At 65.6% G+C, this 16249-nt stretch carries 15 protein-coding genes; 12 read left to right on the top strand and 3 right to left on the bottom strand.

The genetic code is table 11. The features are described from left to right. Nucleotides 1–566, bottom strand: a 566-nt coding sequence (locus tag PKE72_RS02550) for an SDR family NAD(P)-dependent oxidoreductase (protein WP_271163895.1), incomplete at its 3' end; no start/stop codon positions are given. A gap of 205 nt (nucleotides 567–771) precedes the next feature. Between PKE72_RS02550 and PKE72_RS02545 the strand changes: the two genes are divergently transcribed. Continuing rightward, nucleotides 772–1434: an RpiB/LacA/LacB family sugar-phosphate isomerase gene (locus PKE72_RS02545; protein ID WP_271163894.1), complete on the top strand. Its 663-nt coding sequence runs from the start codon at nucleotides 772–774 to the stop codon at nucleotides 1432–1434. A 66-nt stretch (nucleotides 1435–1500) separates the two neighbouring features. Here the strand turns inward: PKE72_RS02545 and PKE72_RS02540 are convergent, their stop codons facing one another. After that, the gene (locus tag PKE72_RS02540) at nucleotides 1501–2553 is read right to left on the bottom strand and encodes a LacI family DNA-binding transcriptional regulator (protein ID WP_271163893.1); all 1053 of its coding nucleotides are present in this window, start codon (nucleotides 2551–2553) and stop codon (nucleotides 1501–1503) included. Nucleotides 2554–2723: 170 nt separating this feature from the next. Between PKE72_RS02540 and PKE72_RS02535 the strand changes: the two genes are divergently transcribed. From PKE72_RS02535 to PKE72_RS02525, 3 genes are all read left to right on the top strand, one after another. Further along, nucleotides 2724–3563: a 2-keto-4-pentenoate hydratase gene (locus PKE72_RS02535; protein ID WP_271163892.1), complete on the top strand. Its 840-nt coding sequence runs from the start codon at nucleotides 2724–2726 to the stop codon at nucleotides 3561–3563. Between the two features lie 87 nt (nucleotides 3564–3650). Beyond that, the gene (locus PKE72_RS02530; RefSeq protein WP_271163891.1) at nucleotides 3651–4937 is read left to right on the top strand and encodes an MFS transporter; all 1287 of its coding nucleotides are present in this window, start codon (nucleotides 3651–3653) and stop codon (nucleotides 4935–4937) included. 51 nt (nucleotides 4938–4988) lie between these two features. Next, complete coding sequence (locus PKE72_RS02525) at nucleotides 4989–5981, top strand: alpha/beta hydrolase (RefSeq protein WP_271163890.1); 993 nt, start codon at nucleotides 4989–4991, stop codon at nucleotides 5979–5981. A 4-nt stretch (nucleotides 5982–5985) separates the two neighbouring features. Here the strand turns inward: PKE72_RS02525 and PKE72_RS02520 are convergent, their stop codons facing one another. Next, nucleotides 5986–7923 carry a hybrid sensor histidine kinase/response regulator gene (locus PKE72_RS02520; RefSeq protein WP_271163889.1) on the bottom strand — a complete coding sequence of 646 codons (1938 nt, stop codon included), beginning with the start codon at nucleotides 7921–7923 and terminating at the stop codon, nucleotides 5986–5988. A 210-nt stretch (nucleotides 7924–8133) separates the two neighbouring features. Between PKE72_RS02520 and PKE72_RS02515 the strand changes: the two genes are divergently transcribed. The 8 genes from PKE72_RS02515 to PKE72_RS02480 are packed head-to-tail and all read left to right on the top strand — an operon-like array spanning nucleotide 8134 to nucleotide 16229. Further along, nucleotides 8134–8442 carry an STAS domain-containing protein gene (locus PKE72_RS02515; protein ID WP_271163888.1) on the top strand — a complete coding sequence of 103 codons (309 nt, stop codon included), beginning with the start codon at nucleotides 8134–8136 and terminating at the stop codon, nucleotides 8440–8442. Next, nucleotides 8439–8807: a response regulator gene (locus PKE72_RS02510; RefSeq protein WP_008263549.1), complete on the top strand. Its 369-nt coding sequence runs from the start codon at nucleotides 8439–8441 to the stop codon at nucleotides 8805–8807. The genes PKE72_RS02515 and PKE72_RS02510 overlap by 4 nt, the downstream gene beginning before the upstream one ends. Continuing rightward, nucleotides 8804–10822 carry a chemotaxis protein CheA gene (locus tag PKE72_RS02505; protein WP_271163887.1) on the top strand — a complete coding sequence of 673 codons (2019 nt, stop codon included), beginning with the start codon at nucleotides 8804–8806 and terminating at the stop codon, nucleotides 10820–10822. Before PKE72_RS02510 ends, PKE72_RS02505 begins: the two co-directional genes overlap by 4 nt. Beyond that, nucleotides 10819–11340 (top strand): chemotaxis protein CheW, encoded by a 522-nt coding sequence (locus tag PKE72_RS02500; protein WP_271163886.1) that lies wholly within the window; start codon nucleotides 10819–10821, stop codon nucleotides 11338–11340. Before PKE72_RS02505 ends, PKE72_RS02500 begins: the two co-directional genes overlap by 4 nt. 23 nt (nucleotides 11341–11363) lie before the next feature. Then, entirely contained in the window at nucleotides 11364–13181 is a 1818-nt protein-coding gene (locus tag PKE72_RS02495; protein ID WP_271163885.1) for a methyl-accepting chemotaxis protein, read from the top strand. Next, nucleotides 13181–13672: a chemotaxis protein CheW gene (locus tag PKE72_RS02490; protein ID WP_271163884.1), complete on the top strand. Its 492-nt coding sequence runs from the start codon at nucleotides 13181–13183 to the stop codon at nucleotides 13670–13672. Before PKE72_RS02495 ends, PKE72_RS02490 begins: the two co-directional genes overlap by 1 nt. Before the next feature lie 32 nt (nucleotides 13673–13704). Next, a complete protein-coding gene (locus PKE72_RS02485) occupies nucleotides 13705–15738 on the top strand; it encodes a methyl-accepting chemotaxis protein (protein ID WP_271163883.1) in 2034 nt (677 codons plus the stop codon). Next, on the top strand, nucleotides 15738–16229 hold the full coding sequence (locus PKE72_RS02480) for a chemotaxis protein CheW (protein WP_271163882.1): 492 nt from the start codon (nucleotides 15738–15740) through the stop codon (nucleotides 16227–16229). The genes PKE72_RS02485 and PKE72_RS02480 overlap by 1 nt, the downstream gene beginning before the upstream one ends. Nucleotides 16230–16249 lie beyond the last annotated feature (20 nt).

The raw sequence follows: 16249 nt of genomic DNA, 5'->3' as shown, positions 1-16249 counted from the left end.
TAGCCCGGCGCGATGGCGTTGGCGGTGATGCCATGCGGGGCCCATTCGTTGGCCATCAGCTTGGTCAGGCCGGCCACGCCCGACTTGGAGGCCGTATAGGACGGCACGCGGATGCCGCCCTGGAAGGACAGCATGGAGGCGATGTTGATGATCTTGCCGCCGTTGCCCTGTTTGATGAACAGGCGGGCGACCGCCTGGCTCATGAAGAAGACCGTCTTCAGGTTGATGTTCATCACCAGGTCCCAGTCGGCCTCGGTGAAGTCCACCGCGTCGGCGCGACGGATCAGGCCGGCGTTGTTCACCAGAATGTCGATCCGGCCCATGGCCGCCAGGGCTTCCTCGACCACCCGTCCAACCGGCTCGATCGAGGTCAGGTCGGCGCTGACGGCGTGGGCGCGACGGCCCAGGGCCTGAACCTTGGCGACGGTCTCGTCCGAATCCGACAGGGCGACGGAGACGATGTCGGCCCCGGCCGCGGCCAGAGCCAGGGCGATGCCCTGCCCCAGGCCCACATTGCCGCCGGTGACCAGGGCGACCTTGCCGGTCAGGTCGAATGGGTTGCTCATGACAGGCACGCTTCCTCTCAGATCTATTTCAGGCGCCGGAACGGACCCGGCTTGTCTGTGTTGGTAACCGGTGTCATATACCGATGCAAACGCTTAGACCATAACTGAAAACACAGGTTCGCCGCTTCGGCTGCTTCGTGGCGCCCGAGGGCCCCGACGTTTGTGATAGGGTCGGTGGCGCTCGTCATACCCAGGAGAATCCCCCATGAAGATCGCGCTCATCATCGAAAACAGCCAGGCCGCAAAGAGCGAGACGGTGCACGCCGCCCTGACCGCCGTCGCCGAGCCCATGGGCCACCAAGTGTTCCACTATGGAATGTATGCGCCTGAGGACAAGGCGTCCCTGACCTATGTCATGAACGGCCTGCTGACCGGCATTCTGCTGAACTCGGGCGCCGCCGATTTCGTCGTCACCGGTTGCGGAACCGGCATGGGCTCCATGCTGGCCTGCAACAGCATGCCGGGCGTGTTCTGCGGCCTGGTCATCGATCCGACCGACGCCTTCCTGTTCGGCCAGATCAACGACGGCAACGCCATCTCCATGCCCTACGCCAAGGGCTTCGGCTGGGCGGCGGAACTGAATCTGCAGGACGTCTATCGCAAGCTGTTCGAAGGCGAGCGCGGCCTGGGCTATCCGCGGGAACGCGCGGAGATCATGCGCAAGAACCGGGGCGTGCTGAAGGATCTGAAAGCCGTGACCTGCAAGGACATGCTGACGGTTCTGAAGTCCATGGACCAGGACCTGCTCAAGGCGGCTGTCGCTGGCGAACGTTTCTCCGAATACTTCTTCGCCAATGCGACGGACGAGGGCATTCGCGACTATCTGAAGAGCGTCGTCAGCGCCGCGCCGGTGCTCGAAACGGTCTGATCGACCAGAGGGTGTTCGGTGCGTCGGAGACCGCGCGCCGGACACCCCTCTCATCGGCAGGTTCGGTCAGTCGCCCAAGGGGATCGCCGACTTGCGCGTCACGAGCGCCGGGCGAACCTCCTGCTGCTGGAGCTTGGCCGGATCGACACCGCGCAGGGGCGCCAGAAGCTTTTCGGCCGCCATCCGCCCCATGTCGCGAATCGGAAGCCGGACCGACGTCAGGTTCGGCCAGACACGCGCCGCCATCGGTAGGTCGTCGAAACCCACCACCGAAAGGTCGCGCGGCAGTTCCAGACCCCGCTCGCGCGCCGCCTGCATGACGCCGATGGCCATATCGTCGTTGAGGGCGAAGATGGCGCTAGGCGGCTTGGCCAGGGAGAGAAGCGCGTGCCCTGCCTCGACTCCGGATTCGAACGTATAGGCGCCCTTGAAGTCGAGGTCTGGGTCCAGCGGGATGCCGCGTGCGGCCAGGGCGTTGACGAACCCCTTGCCGCGAACGGCCGAGGAGCGGAACAGGTCCGGTCCGCGCACCAGGCCGATGCGGCTGTGCCCTAGGTCCGCCAGATGATTGGCCGCTTCGGCGGCGCCCACGCCGTCGTTCGTCACCACCATGACCTCGGGCTCGTCCAGAGCCACCGAGGCGATGCGGACATAGGGGCAGTCCAGTTCGCGCAGCAGATCGATGACCCGTTCGTCCTCTGACACCGAGGGGGGCATAATGACGCCGTACAGGCGCTGGCGCTCGACGAAGCCGCGAATATCTTCCAGTAGGGTCGGCGAATTGCGGTTGCAGGGATGGACGACCAGCTCCAGGCCCGAACCCTTGAGGGCGTCCAGAACCCCCTGCTGCATGTTCACCACATAGGTCGGGCTGGGATTGTCGTAGATCAGGCCGATCAGGAACGAACGCCGGAAAGCTAGGCCCCGGGCCTGGGGATCGGGGGTGAAACCCAGCGCCTTGATAACGGCGTTGACGCGTTCGCGGGTGTCCGTCTTCACGAACGGCGACTGGTTGATGACCCGCGAGACCGTCTTCTTGGAGACCCTGGCCTCGCGCGCGACGTCGTTGATGGTGGCCCGCTTTCCCGGCTTGCCGGCGCGCGGATCGTCTTGAGCCAAGGTCCGGCTCCTTCCTTCTTGTCGAGCTCAAGCCATAGCCGCGACTCGCGTCCGACGCCATGGGCCTGTTCTAAACTGGATTGACACCGGTTTCCTTCATGGTTCTTATCGAAGCTTGTTCAAGAGGCGACGGCTTTGACTTCCACCCCCCAATCCGCGAGCCGCGCAGCATGAGCGCGACGCCCGTCACGATGTCCGGCGCTGCCGAGGACCTGACCGCCGAAGCGACGGCGATCGCGCAGCAGTTCGTCTCGGCGCGCCTGGCCCGGCGCTGCACGCCTGACTATCCAGGCCGTATTCCGCAGACCATGGCCGAATCCTACGCCATTCAGGACATCGCCATCGGGCTGGCGCCCGATAGGGTCGTGGGTTGGAAGGTTGGAGGCGTGCCGCCGGCCCAGCGGCCGCAGCTGGGCGTACATCGGCTGGCAGGAGCCATTTTCGCCGCGAATGTCTGGCCCGCGACGGCCGATGCGGCCACGCCTCTTCCCGAGATCGAGGGCGGATTCGCCGCCGTCGAAGCCGAATTCATCGCCAGGATCGGAACGGGCGTAGATCCCGCCAAGACCGAGTGGACCATCGACGAGGCCCGGGCCGTGATCGACAAGGTGTTCGTCGGCGTCGAACTGGCCGGCAGTCCCCTGTCGGCGATCAACGACCTGGGCTCGGCCGTGGTGGCGTCGGACTTCGGTAACAACGGCGGATTGGTGGTGGGGCCCGAGCTGGAAGACTGGCGCGATACGCTGGACGACATCCAGGTCGAGACCTTCATCAACGACGCCAGCGTCGGCTTAGGCGGTTCGCGGTCGCTCGAGGGCGGGGCGCTGGAATCGGTGCGGTTCCTGCTGGAGCACTGTGCGCGCTGGGGCCGACCGTTGACGGCCGGGATGCTGGTCTCGACCGGCGCGGTCACCGGGGTTCATCGGGTGCACGCCGGGGATCAGGCCGTGTGCGTCTTCAAGGGTATCGCTGAACTCCAATGTTCGGTCGTGAGGGCCGAGGCGAAGTAAACATCATCTGACGCTGAACCCGTTCGCCCTCGAGGTTCGAACAAGAAGACGGGGAGCGTCGAGGAACATCAGGAACGGGTAAGAGTCATGACTGACGCGTCGAGCGCAGGTCCTATTAAGATAAAGGCGCCTTCGCCGGGCAAGTACCGGTGGGTGGTCATGTGGCTGCTGTTCGCAGCCATGGTCATCAACTATGTCGACCGGCAGATGATCGGCTTCCTCAAGCCGACCCTGTCGGCGGAGTTCGGCTGGTCCGAGACCGACTATGCCGACATCGTCTTCTGGTTCCAGGCGTCCTACGCCGTCTTCTACCTGTTGTGGGGCCGGATCATGGACAAGGTCGGGGCCCGCTGGGGCTTGGGCGTGGCCTTCGGCATCTGGCAGGTCGGCCATATCCTGCATGCCGGCGCCCGTGACCTGACGCACTTCATCATGGCCCGGGCCGTTCTGGGCGCCGGCGAGGCCGGTGGGTTCCCCGGCAGCATCAAGGCGGTCGCCGAGTGGTTCCCTAAGAAGGAACGCGCCCTCGCGACGGGCCTGTTTAACGCCGGCACCAATATCGGCGCGATCGTCACGCCGTTGATCGTGCCGGGCCTGGTGCTGGCCTTCGGATGGCAGATGGCCTTCGTCATCACCGGCTTGCTGGGTCTGATCTGGCTGCCGATCTGGCTGCTGGTCTATCGCCGTCCGCGGGAACAGAAGAACCTGTCGGCGACCGAACTGGCCTATATCGAACAGGATCCGGCCGACATCGTCGAGAAGGTCAAATGGACCAAGCTGCTGACGGTCAAGGAGACCTGGGCCTATGCGCTGGGCAAGTTCCTGATCGACCCGATCTGGTGGATGTTCCTGTTCTGGCTGCCGGACTTCCTGGGCAAGACCTATGGGCTGGACCTGAAGACCTTCGGTCCGCCGATCGTTGTCATCTATCTGATGTCGGATGTCGGCTCGGTTGGCGGGGGCTGGCTGTCCTCGCGCTTCATGCACCGGGGCATGGACGTAAACAGCGCCCGCAAGATCACCATGCTGATCTGCGCCCTGTGCGCCGTTCCGGTGGCCTTCGCCGCCATGGCGTCCAACTTGTGGGTCGCCGTGGGCATCATCGGGCTGGCGACAGCGGCGCACCAGGGCTTCTCGGCCAACCTCTACGCCCTGCCGGGCGACGTCTTCCCCCGTTCCGCCGTGGGGTCGGTCGTCGGCATCGGCGGTATGCTGGGCGCGATCGGCGGCATGGCCATGGCAAAATACGCAGGCTTCGTCCTGGAGAAGATCGGCACCTATACGCCCATCTTCATCGTCGCCGCCTCGGCCTATCTGATCGCCCTGCTGGTCATCCACCTGATCACGCCCAAGTACGAACAGGCCAGGGTCTGATCCCGCAAGCGGCCGGGGATGTCCCGGCCGCCGCCTTTCCTCGGGGATGACATGAAGATCGAACGCAGAAGCCTGCTGGGTCTGGCCGCCGCCGTGGCGGCGGCGGGCGGCGCCCGTCCCGCGCGCGCTCGCCAAGCCATCGTCGCACCGGCCCCGGCGCCGCCCGATCCCACCGAAGTCATTCGACTGTGGCCGAACGGCGCGCCGGGCGGGGAGGGGGTGTCCGTCACTCCCATCGTGCCGGAACGTTCGACCGACCCGGCCTTCCATGACCGATACGCCCAGTATACGACAGACCCGATCCTGACGGTCTTCCGACCCGAGCGGCCGAATGGATCGGCCCTGCTGCTGATCCCCGGCGGCGGCTATCGCTGGGCGGTGCTGGACAAGGAAGGCTATGACGTCGCCCGCGTCTTCGCCGCCTCGGGCACGACCTGTTTCGTGTTGCGCTATCGCCTGCCCGCTGACGGCTGGAAGGCCGGCGCTGATACGCCCCTGCAGGACGCCCAGCGAGCGCTTCGCCTTATCCGAAGCCGTTCGGCGGATTATGGTCTGAACCCCCGCAAGATCGGCGTGCTCGGCGCCTCCGCCGGGGGGCATCTGGCGGGGTTGGTCAGTGTGCGGACGGACGCGACCTATGATCCTGTCGACGCCGCCGATGCGGTTTCGGCGCGGCCAGACCTTACGGTTCTGATGTATCCCGTGACCACCATGGCGGACCCGTTCGTGCACGCGGGCTCACGCCAACACCTTCTGGGCGATGCGCCGACGGCCGAGCGGATCGCCGCCTATTCCCTCGAACAGATGGCCTGGGCCGGCGCCGCTCCGGTCCTTCTGCTTCACGCCATGGACGATGGAGCGGTGCCGGTGGAGAACAGTCTTCAGCTGCTGTCCAGCCTGAAGGCCGCCAAGGTCCCGACCGAGGCGCATCTGTTCCAGGAAGGCGGGCACGGGTTCGGAATCCGCCTGATCATGGGCCGACCGGCAGAGGCGTGGCCTGACCTCGTTCGCGCCTGGGCGGGACGGCTCGACTTCGCTCTGTAATGTATCAGGCCGCCGGGACGGTTCTGGCGAAGTCTGCTTCGGTATCGACAGGCGAAGAGGACAGGAGCGTCTGTATCTCGCTTAACAGCAGGGCCAGTGTGAACGGCTTGCCCACGTGTCGGTCGGCGCCGGCCTTGCGGGCGGCGGCCACATGTTCGGGCTGCGTATTGGCGGTCAACATGATGATGGGCACAGGAGGTTGGCCCGTCTCGCGTTCCGCCTGACGAATGTGAGCGACCGCAGTGATGCCGTCCATCCGCGGCATCTGGATGTCCATCAGGATCACGTCGAACCGCTCGCGTCGCGTAGCCTCCAGAGCCTCAAGGCCGTCTTCGGCTGTGGTGATCTCAGCGACGGTCTCCAGCATCATTTCAAGGATGCGCCTATTGGTCGGATGGTCATCCGCAACCAAAACTCGCCACCTCGCGGCCGGAACGAGCGCGGATTCTGCCGTCGCATCAGGCGGAGGAAGGTCCAGCCAGAATATCGAGCCTCCGGCTTCTCGCGGGGCGGCGTCGATCACGCCTCCCAGTGCGCGGGCGGCTTCTTGCGCCAGAGATAGACCCAGACCCATGCCGCCGAACCGGCGTGTAAGGGCGTCGTCCTGCTGTCGGAAGGCGGCGAACATGGCGTCCTTCATCGCGGGATCGAAGCCAACACCGGTGTCGATACAGACAAAGCGAAGGCCGCCGTCGAGGCGTGGTCCGACGGCCAGGCGGACTTCTCCCTCCTGTGTGAACTTGACGGCGTTGTTCAGCAGCGGCGTCAACACCCTTCCCAAGGCGGCGGGATCCCCCGTGAAGGTGGAGGGAAGATCCGGCGCAGTCGTCACGACGATCTTCAACGCCTTGGCGGCGGCGGGGCCGCGAAGCGGTTGGACCAACCGCTCGATCAGATCCACGAAGGGGCAGGTTTCCACCTGTGGCGGCGACTCGTCGCCATCAAGGTGAGCGACGGCGAGAAGCTCCTGGAAGCGATCTTGCAGCGCCGCGGCGGAGGATCGGATCATCGTCGTCACCTCCTCAAGCTCCGGCCCGCGCGCTCGGGCCGCGAGCAGGTCCGCGCCGGCGATGACGCCGTTCAGCGGTGTTCGGATCTCGTGACTTATGTTGCTGACGAAGGCGCTGCGCGCCTGATTGGCCTGTTCAGCCTCCTCGAGCGCAATCCGAAGGGCGTCGGCGTCGCGATGCTTTTGAGAGATGTCTTCGGTCAGGCCGATGAGATGACGAACGCCCTCATCGTCATAGGTGGCGACCTTGGTGGCGGATAGATATCGCACCCCGCCAGGGGCCGGCGCCTCGTGCACCGCCGATTGGGACCCCATGCCAGGCGTTGCGTCGGCCGCCCATTCCGCAAAGGCGGGCGGCAGCACCTCAGCGGCCAGGAGACCGGTCAGGCCATCGAACTTCCCGAACAGCTTCTCTGCCGCGCGATTGGCCAGAATATAACGACCCGATCGCGCGTCCTTGACCGTCAGGGCGAGAGGCAGCACGTCGATGACAGTGTTCAGGAAGGCGGCGGATTCCGTTTCGGCCGTGACGTCCTCCGCCTTGACCAGAAGGCGCACGATCCGGCCGGTTTCGTCCCGCACGGCGCTGACCGTGGTGTTCAGATACACCGCCTCCGACTCGTCCGTTGCGAAACGCGTCCGGAAGGCGAACACCCTGCCGTCCTGCGCCTCCTGTACGCCCCGCTCGATGGAGAAACGGCAGTCTGCAGGCCAGGCGTCTTGCCAGGCCATGGTGTGGGCAGCAGGGACGTGCGGCTGAAAACGGCGGGCGGCGGGATTGACGTGGACAATCCGCCCCTGTGGATCCAGCAGCCAGATATAGGCGGGCGAGGCGTCGGCGACTTGCGCGTGAAACCGGTCGCCCTCGTATGGGAAGCCGTCCTGAACAGCCTCCTGTCGAGCGCCTGAATTCCTAACGCCTGAGTCGAGCAATTGAGAACCCCGTTTGGCCATTCTGGCGACGGACGAGTTTTAGCGGGGCTGAATGAAATCTAGGTTAAGCACATCCTTGCGTTGCTAACAGTCAAGCTAATGGCAAAGCTAGGTATAATTGCGTATAAACGCCTTGAGGCCGATTTAACCGCACTCGTCAAACATGTTCCCATGATGCGCAGCAGTAGGCCGCGCCTATAGGGACGAGGCATGACGAAACGTTTGTCCATCGATGCTGCGCTGGTGGTGAAGAACGCCGCTGTCATCCGGCAGTCTATCCTCGACGCCTTTGAAGAAGACGACACGATCAGCCTCGACCTTGTCGATGATCAGGCTGTCGATCTATGCGGTCTGCAACTGATCGAGTCCGCCCGGCGCCAGGCGCGCGCTGTCGGCAAGACCCTGGTTCTCGAACGCCCGGCGGCTGGTTTCAGGTCGGTGCTGGACGCCGCCGGCTTCCTGACGGACGCCCCCTCAGATGATCTTCAGTTCTGGTTTCACGAAGGATCCGCTCAATGACGGCTTCGATTCTCACGGTCGATGACTCGCCCAGCATTCGCGTCGCGCTGAAGATCGCGCTGACGAACGCCGGCTATTCGGTGGCCGAGGCGGTCAATGGCGCCGAGGGTATCGAGAAGGCCAAGGCCAGCGCCTTCGATCTGATCATCACCGATCTGAACATGCCCGTCATGGACGGCCTGACCATGATTGAGGAAATGCGTCGCATGCCCGATCAGATGGGCGTGCCGATCGTCTTCCTAACCACGGAATCCGACGAAGGATTCAAGGCCCGCGCCAAGGCCGCCGGAGCCACGGGCTGGCTGACCAAACCCTTCGATCCCGATCAACTGGTGCGTGTCGCCAAAAAGGTGCTGGGCAGATGAGCGACGAAGCCATTGCGGTCTTCCAGGTGGAGGCTCGGGAGAATCTGGAGTTGATAGAGCAGGGGCTTCTGGACCTGCTGGACCGGCCGGAGGATCGCGATCTGGTCGACGCCGTCTTCCGCGGGCTTCACACTCTGAAGGGCTCCGGGTCGATGTTCGGCTTCGACGCCCTGGCCGCCTTCACCCACCACTGCGAAACGGCCTTTGATCGGGTGCGCAAGGGCGAGGTGGCGGCCACGACCGATCTGGTGTCGGCCGTTCTGGCGGCGCGGGACCATATGCGCCAGCTGATGGAGGATCCGTCGGGCGATTACGGCGCGGCGGGCGACCTGCTGTTGGCCGATCTGGAACGAGCCGTGCAAGAGGCGGACGGCGCGGGTCCGCCCGCCGTCGTGACGCCGGGCCTGACGACATGGCGCATCAAGTTCGACCTGCCGGCCAACGCCTTCAAGAACGGAGCCAATCCCCTGGCCCTGCTGGCCGAGTTGCGCGAGATGGGCGAGGCGCGGGTTGTCGCCGACGCCTCGCGCGTGCCGCCGTTGAGCCAGATCGAACCCACCGACCATTATCTGGCCTGGGACGTGACTCTGACCACGGATCAGGACCGGGCGACGATCGAGGATGTCTTCATCTTCGTCATCGACGACATGAACCTGTCGATCGAGGCGCTGGACGAGGCGCGGCTCGGGGCGTCCCCTGTCCAGGCCGCAGCCGTCGCTGAACCGGTCGAGCCGGCGCCTGCCAAGGTCGCCGCTCCCGTTGCGGCGCCCGTGGCGGTTCAGGCCGCTGCGGCGGTCGCCAATGATCCGGTCGAAGCCAGCGGCGCCAAGACAGCCAAGGCGGTTGAAAGCGTGCGCGTGCCGGCTGATCGCCTGGACGAACTGATGGACCGGGTCGGCGAGCTGGTCATCGCCCAGTCGCGCCTGACCCAGATCTCCAATTCCGGAACCGACACCGCCCTGCGCGCCGTGTCGGAAGAGATTGAGCGTCTGTCGGGCGAACTGCGCGACACCATGATGGTGCTGCGGATGGTGCCGGTGGCGACCCTGTTCGGTCGGTTCCGTCGCCTGGTTCATGACCTGGCGCGCGAGACCGGTAAGGCCATTGACCTGTCGACCGATGGCGAGACGACCGAGATCGACAAGACCGTCATCGAACGCTTGGCCGACCCCCTGGTCCACCTGATCCGCAACGCCGCCGACCATGGGCTGGAGACGGCCGAGGATCGGGCCGCCGCCGGCAAGCCCGCCACGGGCCGCATCCGCCTGTCGGCGCATCAATCGGGCGGCGAGGTGGTCATCACCATCCGCGACGACGGTCGGGGCATCGACCGCGAGCGCGTCCGCGCCAAGGCGGAATCGCAAGGCCTGATCGAGCCCGGCGCGGTCCTGAGCGACCACGACCTGCTGCAGATGATCTTCCACCCCGGATTCTCCACGGCGGCGGCGGTGACCAATCTGTCCGGCCGCGGCGTCGGCATGGATGTGGTCAAACGCACCATCGAGGCGCTGCGCGGCTCCATCGACATCGCCAGCCGTCCGGGCGAGGGTTCGGAAGTGTCGCTGCGCATTCCGTTGACCCTGGCCATCATCGACGGCCTGCTGGTTCGCGTCGGCCAGGGCCGTTATGTCATTCCTCTGGGCGCCGTCGAGGAATGCCTGGAACTGTCTCTGGACGAGGATCTGCGGTCGCGCGGCCGCAGCTTCATCTCGCTGCGTAACAGCCTGGTCCCGTACCTGCGCCTGCGCGAGATGTTCGAGACCGGCACCCCGCCCGAACTGCACCAGAAGGTGGTGGTGGTCTCTACGGGCACAGAGCGGATCGGTCTGGTCGTCGATCAGATCATCGGCGACCACCAGACCGTCATCAAGTCGATGTCCAAGCTCCACGCCGGCCTGCCGACCTTCTCGGGCGCCACCATCCTGGGCGACGGCGGCGTGGCCTTGATCCTGGACGTCGGCCACCTGGTCGCCAAGGGCCAGCAGCAGGAGGCGCAGATGCGCGAGGCCATATGAGCACCCAGACCGAACTCGCCACCGCTCCCGGCTGGACCGGGGCCGAACAGGTCGAGGTCCTGACCTTCGAACTGAACGGCGAACTGTTCGCCCTTCACGCCGTCGGCGTGCAGGAGATCATGGACCTGACGCCCGAGACCGTGGTGCCCGGCGCCGGCGCCTTCGCGGGCGCCGTGATCAACTTCCGCGGCAAGGTCATTCCTCTGGCCGATCTGCGTGTCGCCTTCGGTCTTGAGCGGAACGCCCCCACGATCGACAGCCGCATCGTCGTCATCGAGATCGAACTGTCCGGCGAGCCGACCCTGGTCGGTCTACGCACCGACAAGGTCCATGAGGTCACCACCCTGGCCCGGGCCGACTCCGAGGCGCCGCCCAGCGTGGGCATGCGCTGGCGGCCCGAGTTCATCCAATGCCTGGTGAAAAGAGACGGCGAGTTCATCGTCGTGCCCGACCTCCAGACCATCTTCAATCAACAGCAGGACGCCCGCCAGCCGGTCACGTCCGCCACCCGCCATTGACCGGCTCTTCGGGGAGATCGAGTATGCGTTTCACCATCAAGGCTAAACTGGCCGCAGGCTTCGGGATGATGATCATCCTGCTCGTCGGCATCGCCGGCCTGGGCATCTACAGTCTGGGCAGCCTGAATCAGGCCATGGACGATGTCCTGTCAGGACCGGCGGAGCGCCTCTCCAACTCGCAGCAAGCCAATATACGTCTGCTCGAGTCTGTCCGGGCCGAAAAAAATCTTATCCTCTCGCGCTCGACCGAAGAAATGACGACCCACATCGCGACCGGCGAAGAAGCCCGGGAAGCGATGGCCGAACTTCTGGCCAAGGGCGAGGAAAAAGCCACTGCTACGGGCAAGCCGGACTGGCAGCGTTTGCAAACTCTGCTGTCTCGCATGACCGCGCTGGAAAGCCGTATGGCGGAATTTGTAAGGACGGGTCAGTCGGCGGAAGCCGTGGCGCTTTCCACCGGTGAAGCCCGCAGTGTCGCGGTGGAAATGACCGAGTTGTTCGACAAGATCGTCGAACGCAATCACGGCAATATGGCGAAGGCCGCCGAGGACGCCGCGAAACAATACGCCGACACCCGAAACCTGGTCATCGGCCTGACCCTGGCCGCGCTGGCCATCGCCGTGGCCTTCGCCCTGTGGATCGCCCTGGGCATCAGCGCCGGCCTGAGCCGTCTGATGACTGTGGCCGACGCCGTCGCCGTCGGCGATCTGGACGAGCGGGTCGAGATCAAGTCGAACGACGAGATCAAGGATCTGGTCAACGCCTTCAACAGGCTGACGGACAATCTGAAGGCCACGGCCACCATGGCCGACGAGATCGCCAACGGCGACCTGACGGTCCAGCCCAAGCCGCTGTCGGACAAGGACACCCTGGGTCTTTCGCTGCAGTCCATGGTCGAACGCCTGCGCGGCGTCGTCACCGACGCCCTGTCGGCGGCCGACAATGTCTCGTCGGGCAGCCAGGAACTGTCGGCGACCTCGGAACAGATGAGCCAGGGCGCGACCGAACAGGCCGCCGCCGCCGAACAGGCCTCGGCCTCGATGGAGGAGATGGCCGCCAACATCAAACAGAACGCCGACAACGCCGCCCAGACCGAGAAGATCTCGCGCCAGTCGTCCAAGGACGCCGAGGCCAGCGGCGAGGCGGTCAACCGCGCCGTCGACGCCATGCGCACCATCGCCGACAAGATCGGCATCGTGCAGGAGATCGCCCGTCAGACCGATCTGCTGGCCCTGAACGCGGCGGTCGAGGCCGCCCGCGCCGGGGAGCACGGCAAGGGCTTCGCCGTCGTCGCCTCGGAAGTGCGCAAGCTGGCCGAACGCAGCCAGACGGCCGCCGCCGAGATCGGCGCCGTGTCGGGCGACACGGTCAAGGCGGCTCAGGAAGCCGGCGAAATGCTGCAACGCCTGGTGCCGGACATCCGCAAGACGGCCGAACTGGTGTCCGAGATCAGCGCCGCCTGCCGCGAGCAGGACGTCGGCGCCAGCCAGATCAACGAGGCCATCCAGCAACTGGACAAGGTGACCCAGCAGAACGCCGGCGCGTCCGAGCAGATGTCGGCCACCTCCGAGGAACTGGCGGCCCAGGCCGAAGAACTGCAGACCTCGATCGCCTTCTTCCGCACCGATACGGCCGGCGCCCGTGGGCGCGCGCCCGCCCGAGCTCCGGCCCGCGCCTCGACCTTCAAGCCCGCCGCCAAGCCGGCTGGGCGTCCGGTCGCCAAGGCCGCCCCGGCCAAGCCGTCGGTGCACGCCCAACAGGCCCGCGCCAAGGGCTTTGCGCTCGACATGACCACCGGCGGCGCGGACGCCGAGGACATGGACTTCCGGGAGAGCGCCTGATGTCCGGCGCCTTTGAGGGCCAGTATGTCAGCTTCGGCCTGGGCGACGAGGTCTTCGCCGCCCCGGTCGGTCTGGTGCGCGAGATCCTGACCTATCAGGCTCCCTCGCGCATCCCGAACAGCCCGGACTATCTGATGGGCCTGACGGACGTGCGGGGGCAAGGGGTGCCGACGGCGGATCTGCGGGTCCGCCTGGGCATGGCGGCGGTCGAACCGACGCTGAACACCCGTATCCTGGTGCTGGACATTCCGCTGGAGGACCGGGTGCTGAGCCTGGGCCTGGTCGCCGACCGGGTGTTCGAAGTCACGGCCTTCACCGCGGACCAGATCGAGCCCTCGCCCGACATCGGCGTCAAATGGCGCTCGGACTATATTTCCGGCGTCGTGCGCCGCGACGACGGCTTTGTGGTGCTGATCGACCTGCCCCGACTGCTGTCCAGCACGGACGCCGTCTCTCTGGGGGGCTTCTCCAACATCGACCGCGCGGCCTGACGGCCCCGGCCTTTCCCTGAAAGAGCATAACAATGCGCGCTACGATTAAGATGAAGCTGGCCGGCGCCTTCGCTGCGGTCCTGGCGATTTCGATGATCCTGGGGATCGTCGGCGTCATGAAGATGAGCAACGTCAACGACCAGTCGACGATCATTACCGAGAACTGGATGCCGAGCATCGATGCGATCCATCGCATCAACACGGCGACCTCGGACCTGCGCGCGCAGCAGTATGCGCATATCACATCGACCGATCCGGTCCGCATGGCGGCTGTAGAGAAGGACATCTCTGCGACGCTGGATGCGATCAAAACCGGCCGTGCGAAATACGAACCCCTGATTTCGTCGGACTCGGAACGGGATCTCTACAATCGGTTCGCGGACAAATATGAACGCTATTTGCAGGACGGAGAGCGGATGCTCAGCCTGTCCCGCGTCAATCAGAACGATGCGGCGGCCCAGTCCATGCTGGCCAGCAAACCGCTCTACGACGATCTGTCTGCGGACTTGGTCAAGCTGGTGGAGCTCAATGTCGAAGGCGGCCAGGCCGCCAGCCTTGAAGGCGACAAGGTGTTCGCCGACGCGCGCACCCTGTTCATTGCTCTGGTCATAGCGGGTCTGGTCATCGGCGTGGTCGCGGCCCTGTGGATTTCGCGCACCGTCACCCTGGGTCTGCGCAAGATTTCGACGGCGATCGACGCGGTCGCCATCGGCGATCTGAACCAGGACGTCGTCGTGACGACCAACGATGAGATCAAGGATCTGGTCGTGACGGTCAACCGGATGACCGCCAACCTGAAGGCCACGGCCGCCATGGCCGACGAAATCGCCCAAGGCGACCTGAGCGTCCAGCCCAAGCCGCTGTCGGACAAGGATACCTTGGGGCTTTCCCTGCAGAGGATGGTCGGAAACCTGAGAGGCACGGCCGCGATGGCGGACGAGATCGCCAACGGCGACCTGAGCGTTCAGCCCAAGCCTATGTCGGACAAGGACACCTTGGGCATTTCTCTGGAAAGAATGGTCGTCAATCTGAGGATCACCGCTGCGATGGCGGACGAGATCGCCCAGGGCGACCTGACGGTCCAGCCCAAGCCGCTGTCGGACAAGGACACACTGGGCCTCTCGCTTCAGTCCATGGTCGAACGCCTGCGCGGCGTGGTCGGCGACGCCCTATCGGCAGCCGACAATGTCTCGGCCGGCAGCCAGGAACTGTCGGCCACCTCGGAACAGATGAGCCAGGGCGCGACCGAACAGGCCGCCGCCGCCGAACAGGCCTCGGCCTCGATGGAGGAGATGGCCGCCAACATCAAACAGAACGCCGACAACGCCGCCCAGACCGAGAAGATCTCGCGCCAGTCGTCCAAGGACGCCGAGGCCAGCGGCGAGGCGGTCAACCGCGCCGTCGACGCCATGCGCACCATCGCCGACAAGATCGGCATCGTGCAGGAGATCGCCCGTCAGACCGATCTGCTGGCCCTGAACGCGGCGGTCGAGGCCGCCCGCGCCGGGGAGCACGGCAAGGGCTTCGCCGTCGTCGCCTCGGAAGTGCGCAAGCTGGCCGAACGCAGCCAGACGGCCGCCGCCGAGATCGGCGCCGTGTCGGGCGACACGGTCAAGGCCGCCCAGGAAGCCGGCGAGATGCTGCAACGCCTGGTGCCGGACATCCGCAAGACGGCCGAACTGGTGTCCGAGATCAGCGCCGCCTGCCGCGAGCAGGACGTCGGCGCCAGCCAGATCAACGAGGCGATCCAGCAACTGGACAAGGTGACCCAGCAGAACGCCGGCGCGTCCGAGCAGATGTCGGCCACCTCCGAGGAACTGGCGGCCCAGGCCGAAGAACTGCAGACCTCGATCGCCTTCTTCCGCACCGACGCCGCCGGCGCCCGTGCTCCGGCCCGCGCCTCGACCTTCAAGTCCGCCGCCAAGCCGGCCGGCCGTCCGGTCGCCAAGGCCGCGCCGGTCAAGCCGGCGGTGCACGCCCAACAGGCCCGCGCCAAGGGCTTCGCCCTGGACATGGCCACGGGCGGCGCGGACGCCGAGGACATGGACTTCCGGGAGAGCGCCTGATGGCTGAAGCGGCCGAGGGCCAGTATGTCACCTTCGGCCTGGGCGACGAGGTCTTCGCCGCTCCGGTCGGGCTGGTGCGGGAAATCCTGACCTATCACCCGCCTTCGCGCATCCCTAACGGCCCCGACTATCTGCTGGGCCTGACGGATGTGCGGGGCCGGGGCGTGCCGACGGCGGATCTGAGGATCCGCCTGGGCATGGCGGCGGTCGAACCGACGTTGAACACCCGCATCCTGGTGCTGGATATCCCGCTGGAAGACCGAACCCTGAGCCTGGGCCTGGTCGCCGACCGGGTGTTCGAGGTCACAGTGTTCAGCGCCGACCAGATCGAGCCGTCGCCCGACATCGGAGTCAAATGGCGCTCGGACTATATCTCGGGCGTGGTGAGGCGGCCGGGGGATTTCGTCGTCCTGATCGACCTGGGGCGGCTGCTGTCCAGCACTGACGCCGTCTCGCTGGCGTCCTTCTCCGACGTCGAACGCGCGGCCTGACGGTCGCTGAAAGCTTACTG

This window comes from Brevundimonas intermedia (assembly GCF_027922165.1).
Classification (GTDB): domain Bacteria; phylum Pseudomonadota; class Alphaproteobacteria; order Caulobacterales; family Caulobacteraceae; genus Brevundimonas; species Brevundimonas intermedia.
The sequence above is the reverse complement of the archived record's forward strand: the minus strand, read 5'-3'. Positions and strand labels throughout refer to the sequence as shown.

Excerpts from the sequence above, each read along its gene's own strand:
- PKE72_RS02545 (WP_271163894.1), top strand. The coding sequence starts at position 772 with ATGAAGATCGCGCTCATCATCGAAAACAGCCAGGCCGCAAAGAGCGAG.
- PKE72_RS02535 (WP_271163892.1), top strand. The coding sequence starts at position 2,724 with ATGAGCGCGACGCCCGTCACGATGTCCGGCGCTGCCGAGGACCTGACC.
- PKE72_RS02530 (WP_271163891.1), top strand. The coding sequence starts at position 3,651 with ATGACTGACGCGTCGAGCGCAGGTCCTATTAAGATAAAGGCGCCTTCG.
- PKE72_RS02525 (WP_271163890.1), top strand. The coding sequence starts at position 4,989 with ATGAAGATCGAACGCAGAAGCCTGCTGGGTCTGGCCGCCGCCGTGGCG.
- PKE72_RS02515 (WP_271163888.1), top strand. The coding sequence starts at position 8,134 with ATGACGAAACGTTTGTCCATCGATGCTGCGCTGGTGGTGAAGAACGCC.
- PKE72_RS02510 (WP_008263549.1), top strand. The coding sequence starts at position 8,439 with ATGACGGCTTCGATTCTCACGGTCGATGACTCGCCCAGCATTCGCGTC.
- PKE72_RS02505 (WP_271163887.1), top strand. The coding sequence starts at position 8,804 with ATGAGCGACGAAGCCATTGCGGTCTTCCAGGTGGAGGCTCGGGAGAAT.
- PKE72_RS02500 (WP_271163886.1), top strand. The coding sequence starts at position 10,819 with ATGAGCACCCAGACCGAACTCGCCACCGCTCCCGGCTGGACCGGGGCC.
- PKE72_RS02495 (WP_271163885.1), top strand. The coding sequence starts at position 11,364 with ATGCGTTTCACCATCAAGGCTAAACTGGCCGCAGGCTTCGGGATGATG.
- PKE72_RS02490 (WP_271163884.1), top strand. The coding sequence starts at position 13,181 with ATGTCCGGCGCCTTTGAGGGCCAGTATGTCAGCTTCGGCCTGGGCGAC.
- PKE72_RS02485 (WP_271163883.1), top strand. The coding sequence starts at position 13,705 with ATGCGCGCTACGATTAAGATGAAGCTGGCCGGCGCCTTCGCTGCGGTC.
- PKE72_RS02480 (WP_271163882.1), top strand. The coding sequence starts at position 15,738 with ATGGCTGAAGCGGCCGAGGGCCAGTATGTCACCTTCGGCCTGGGCGAC.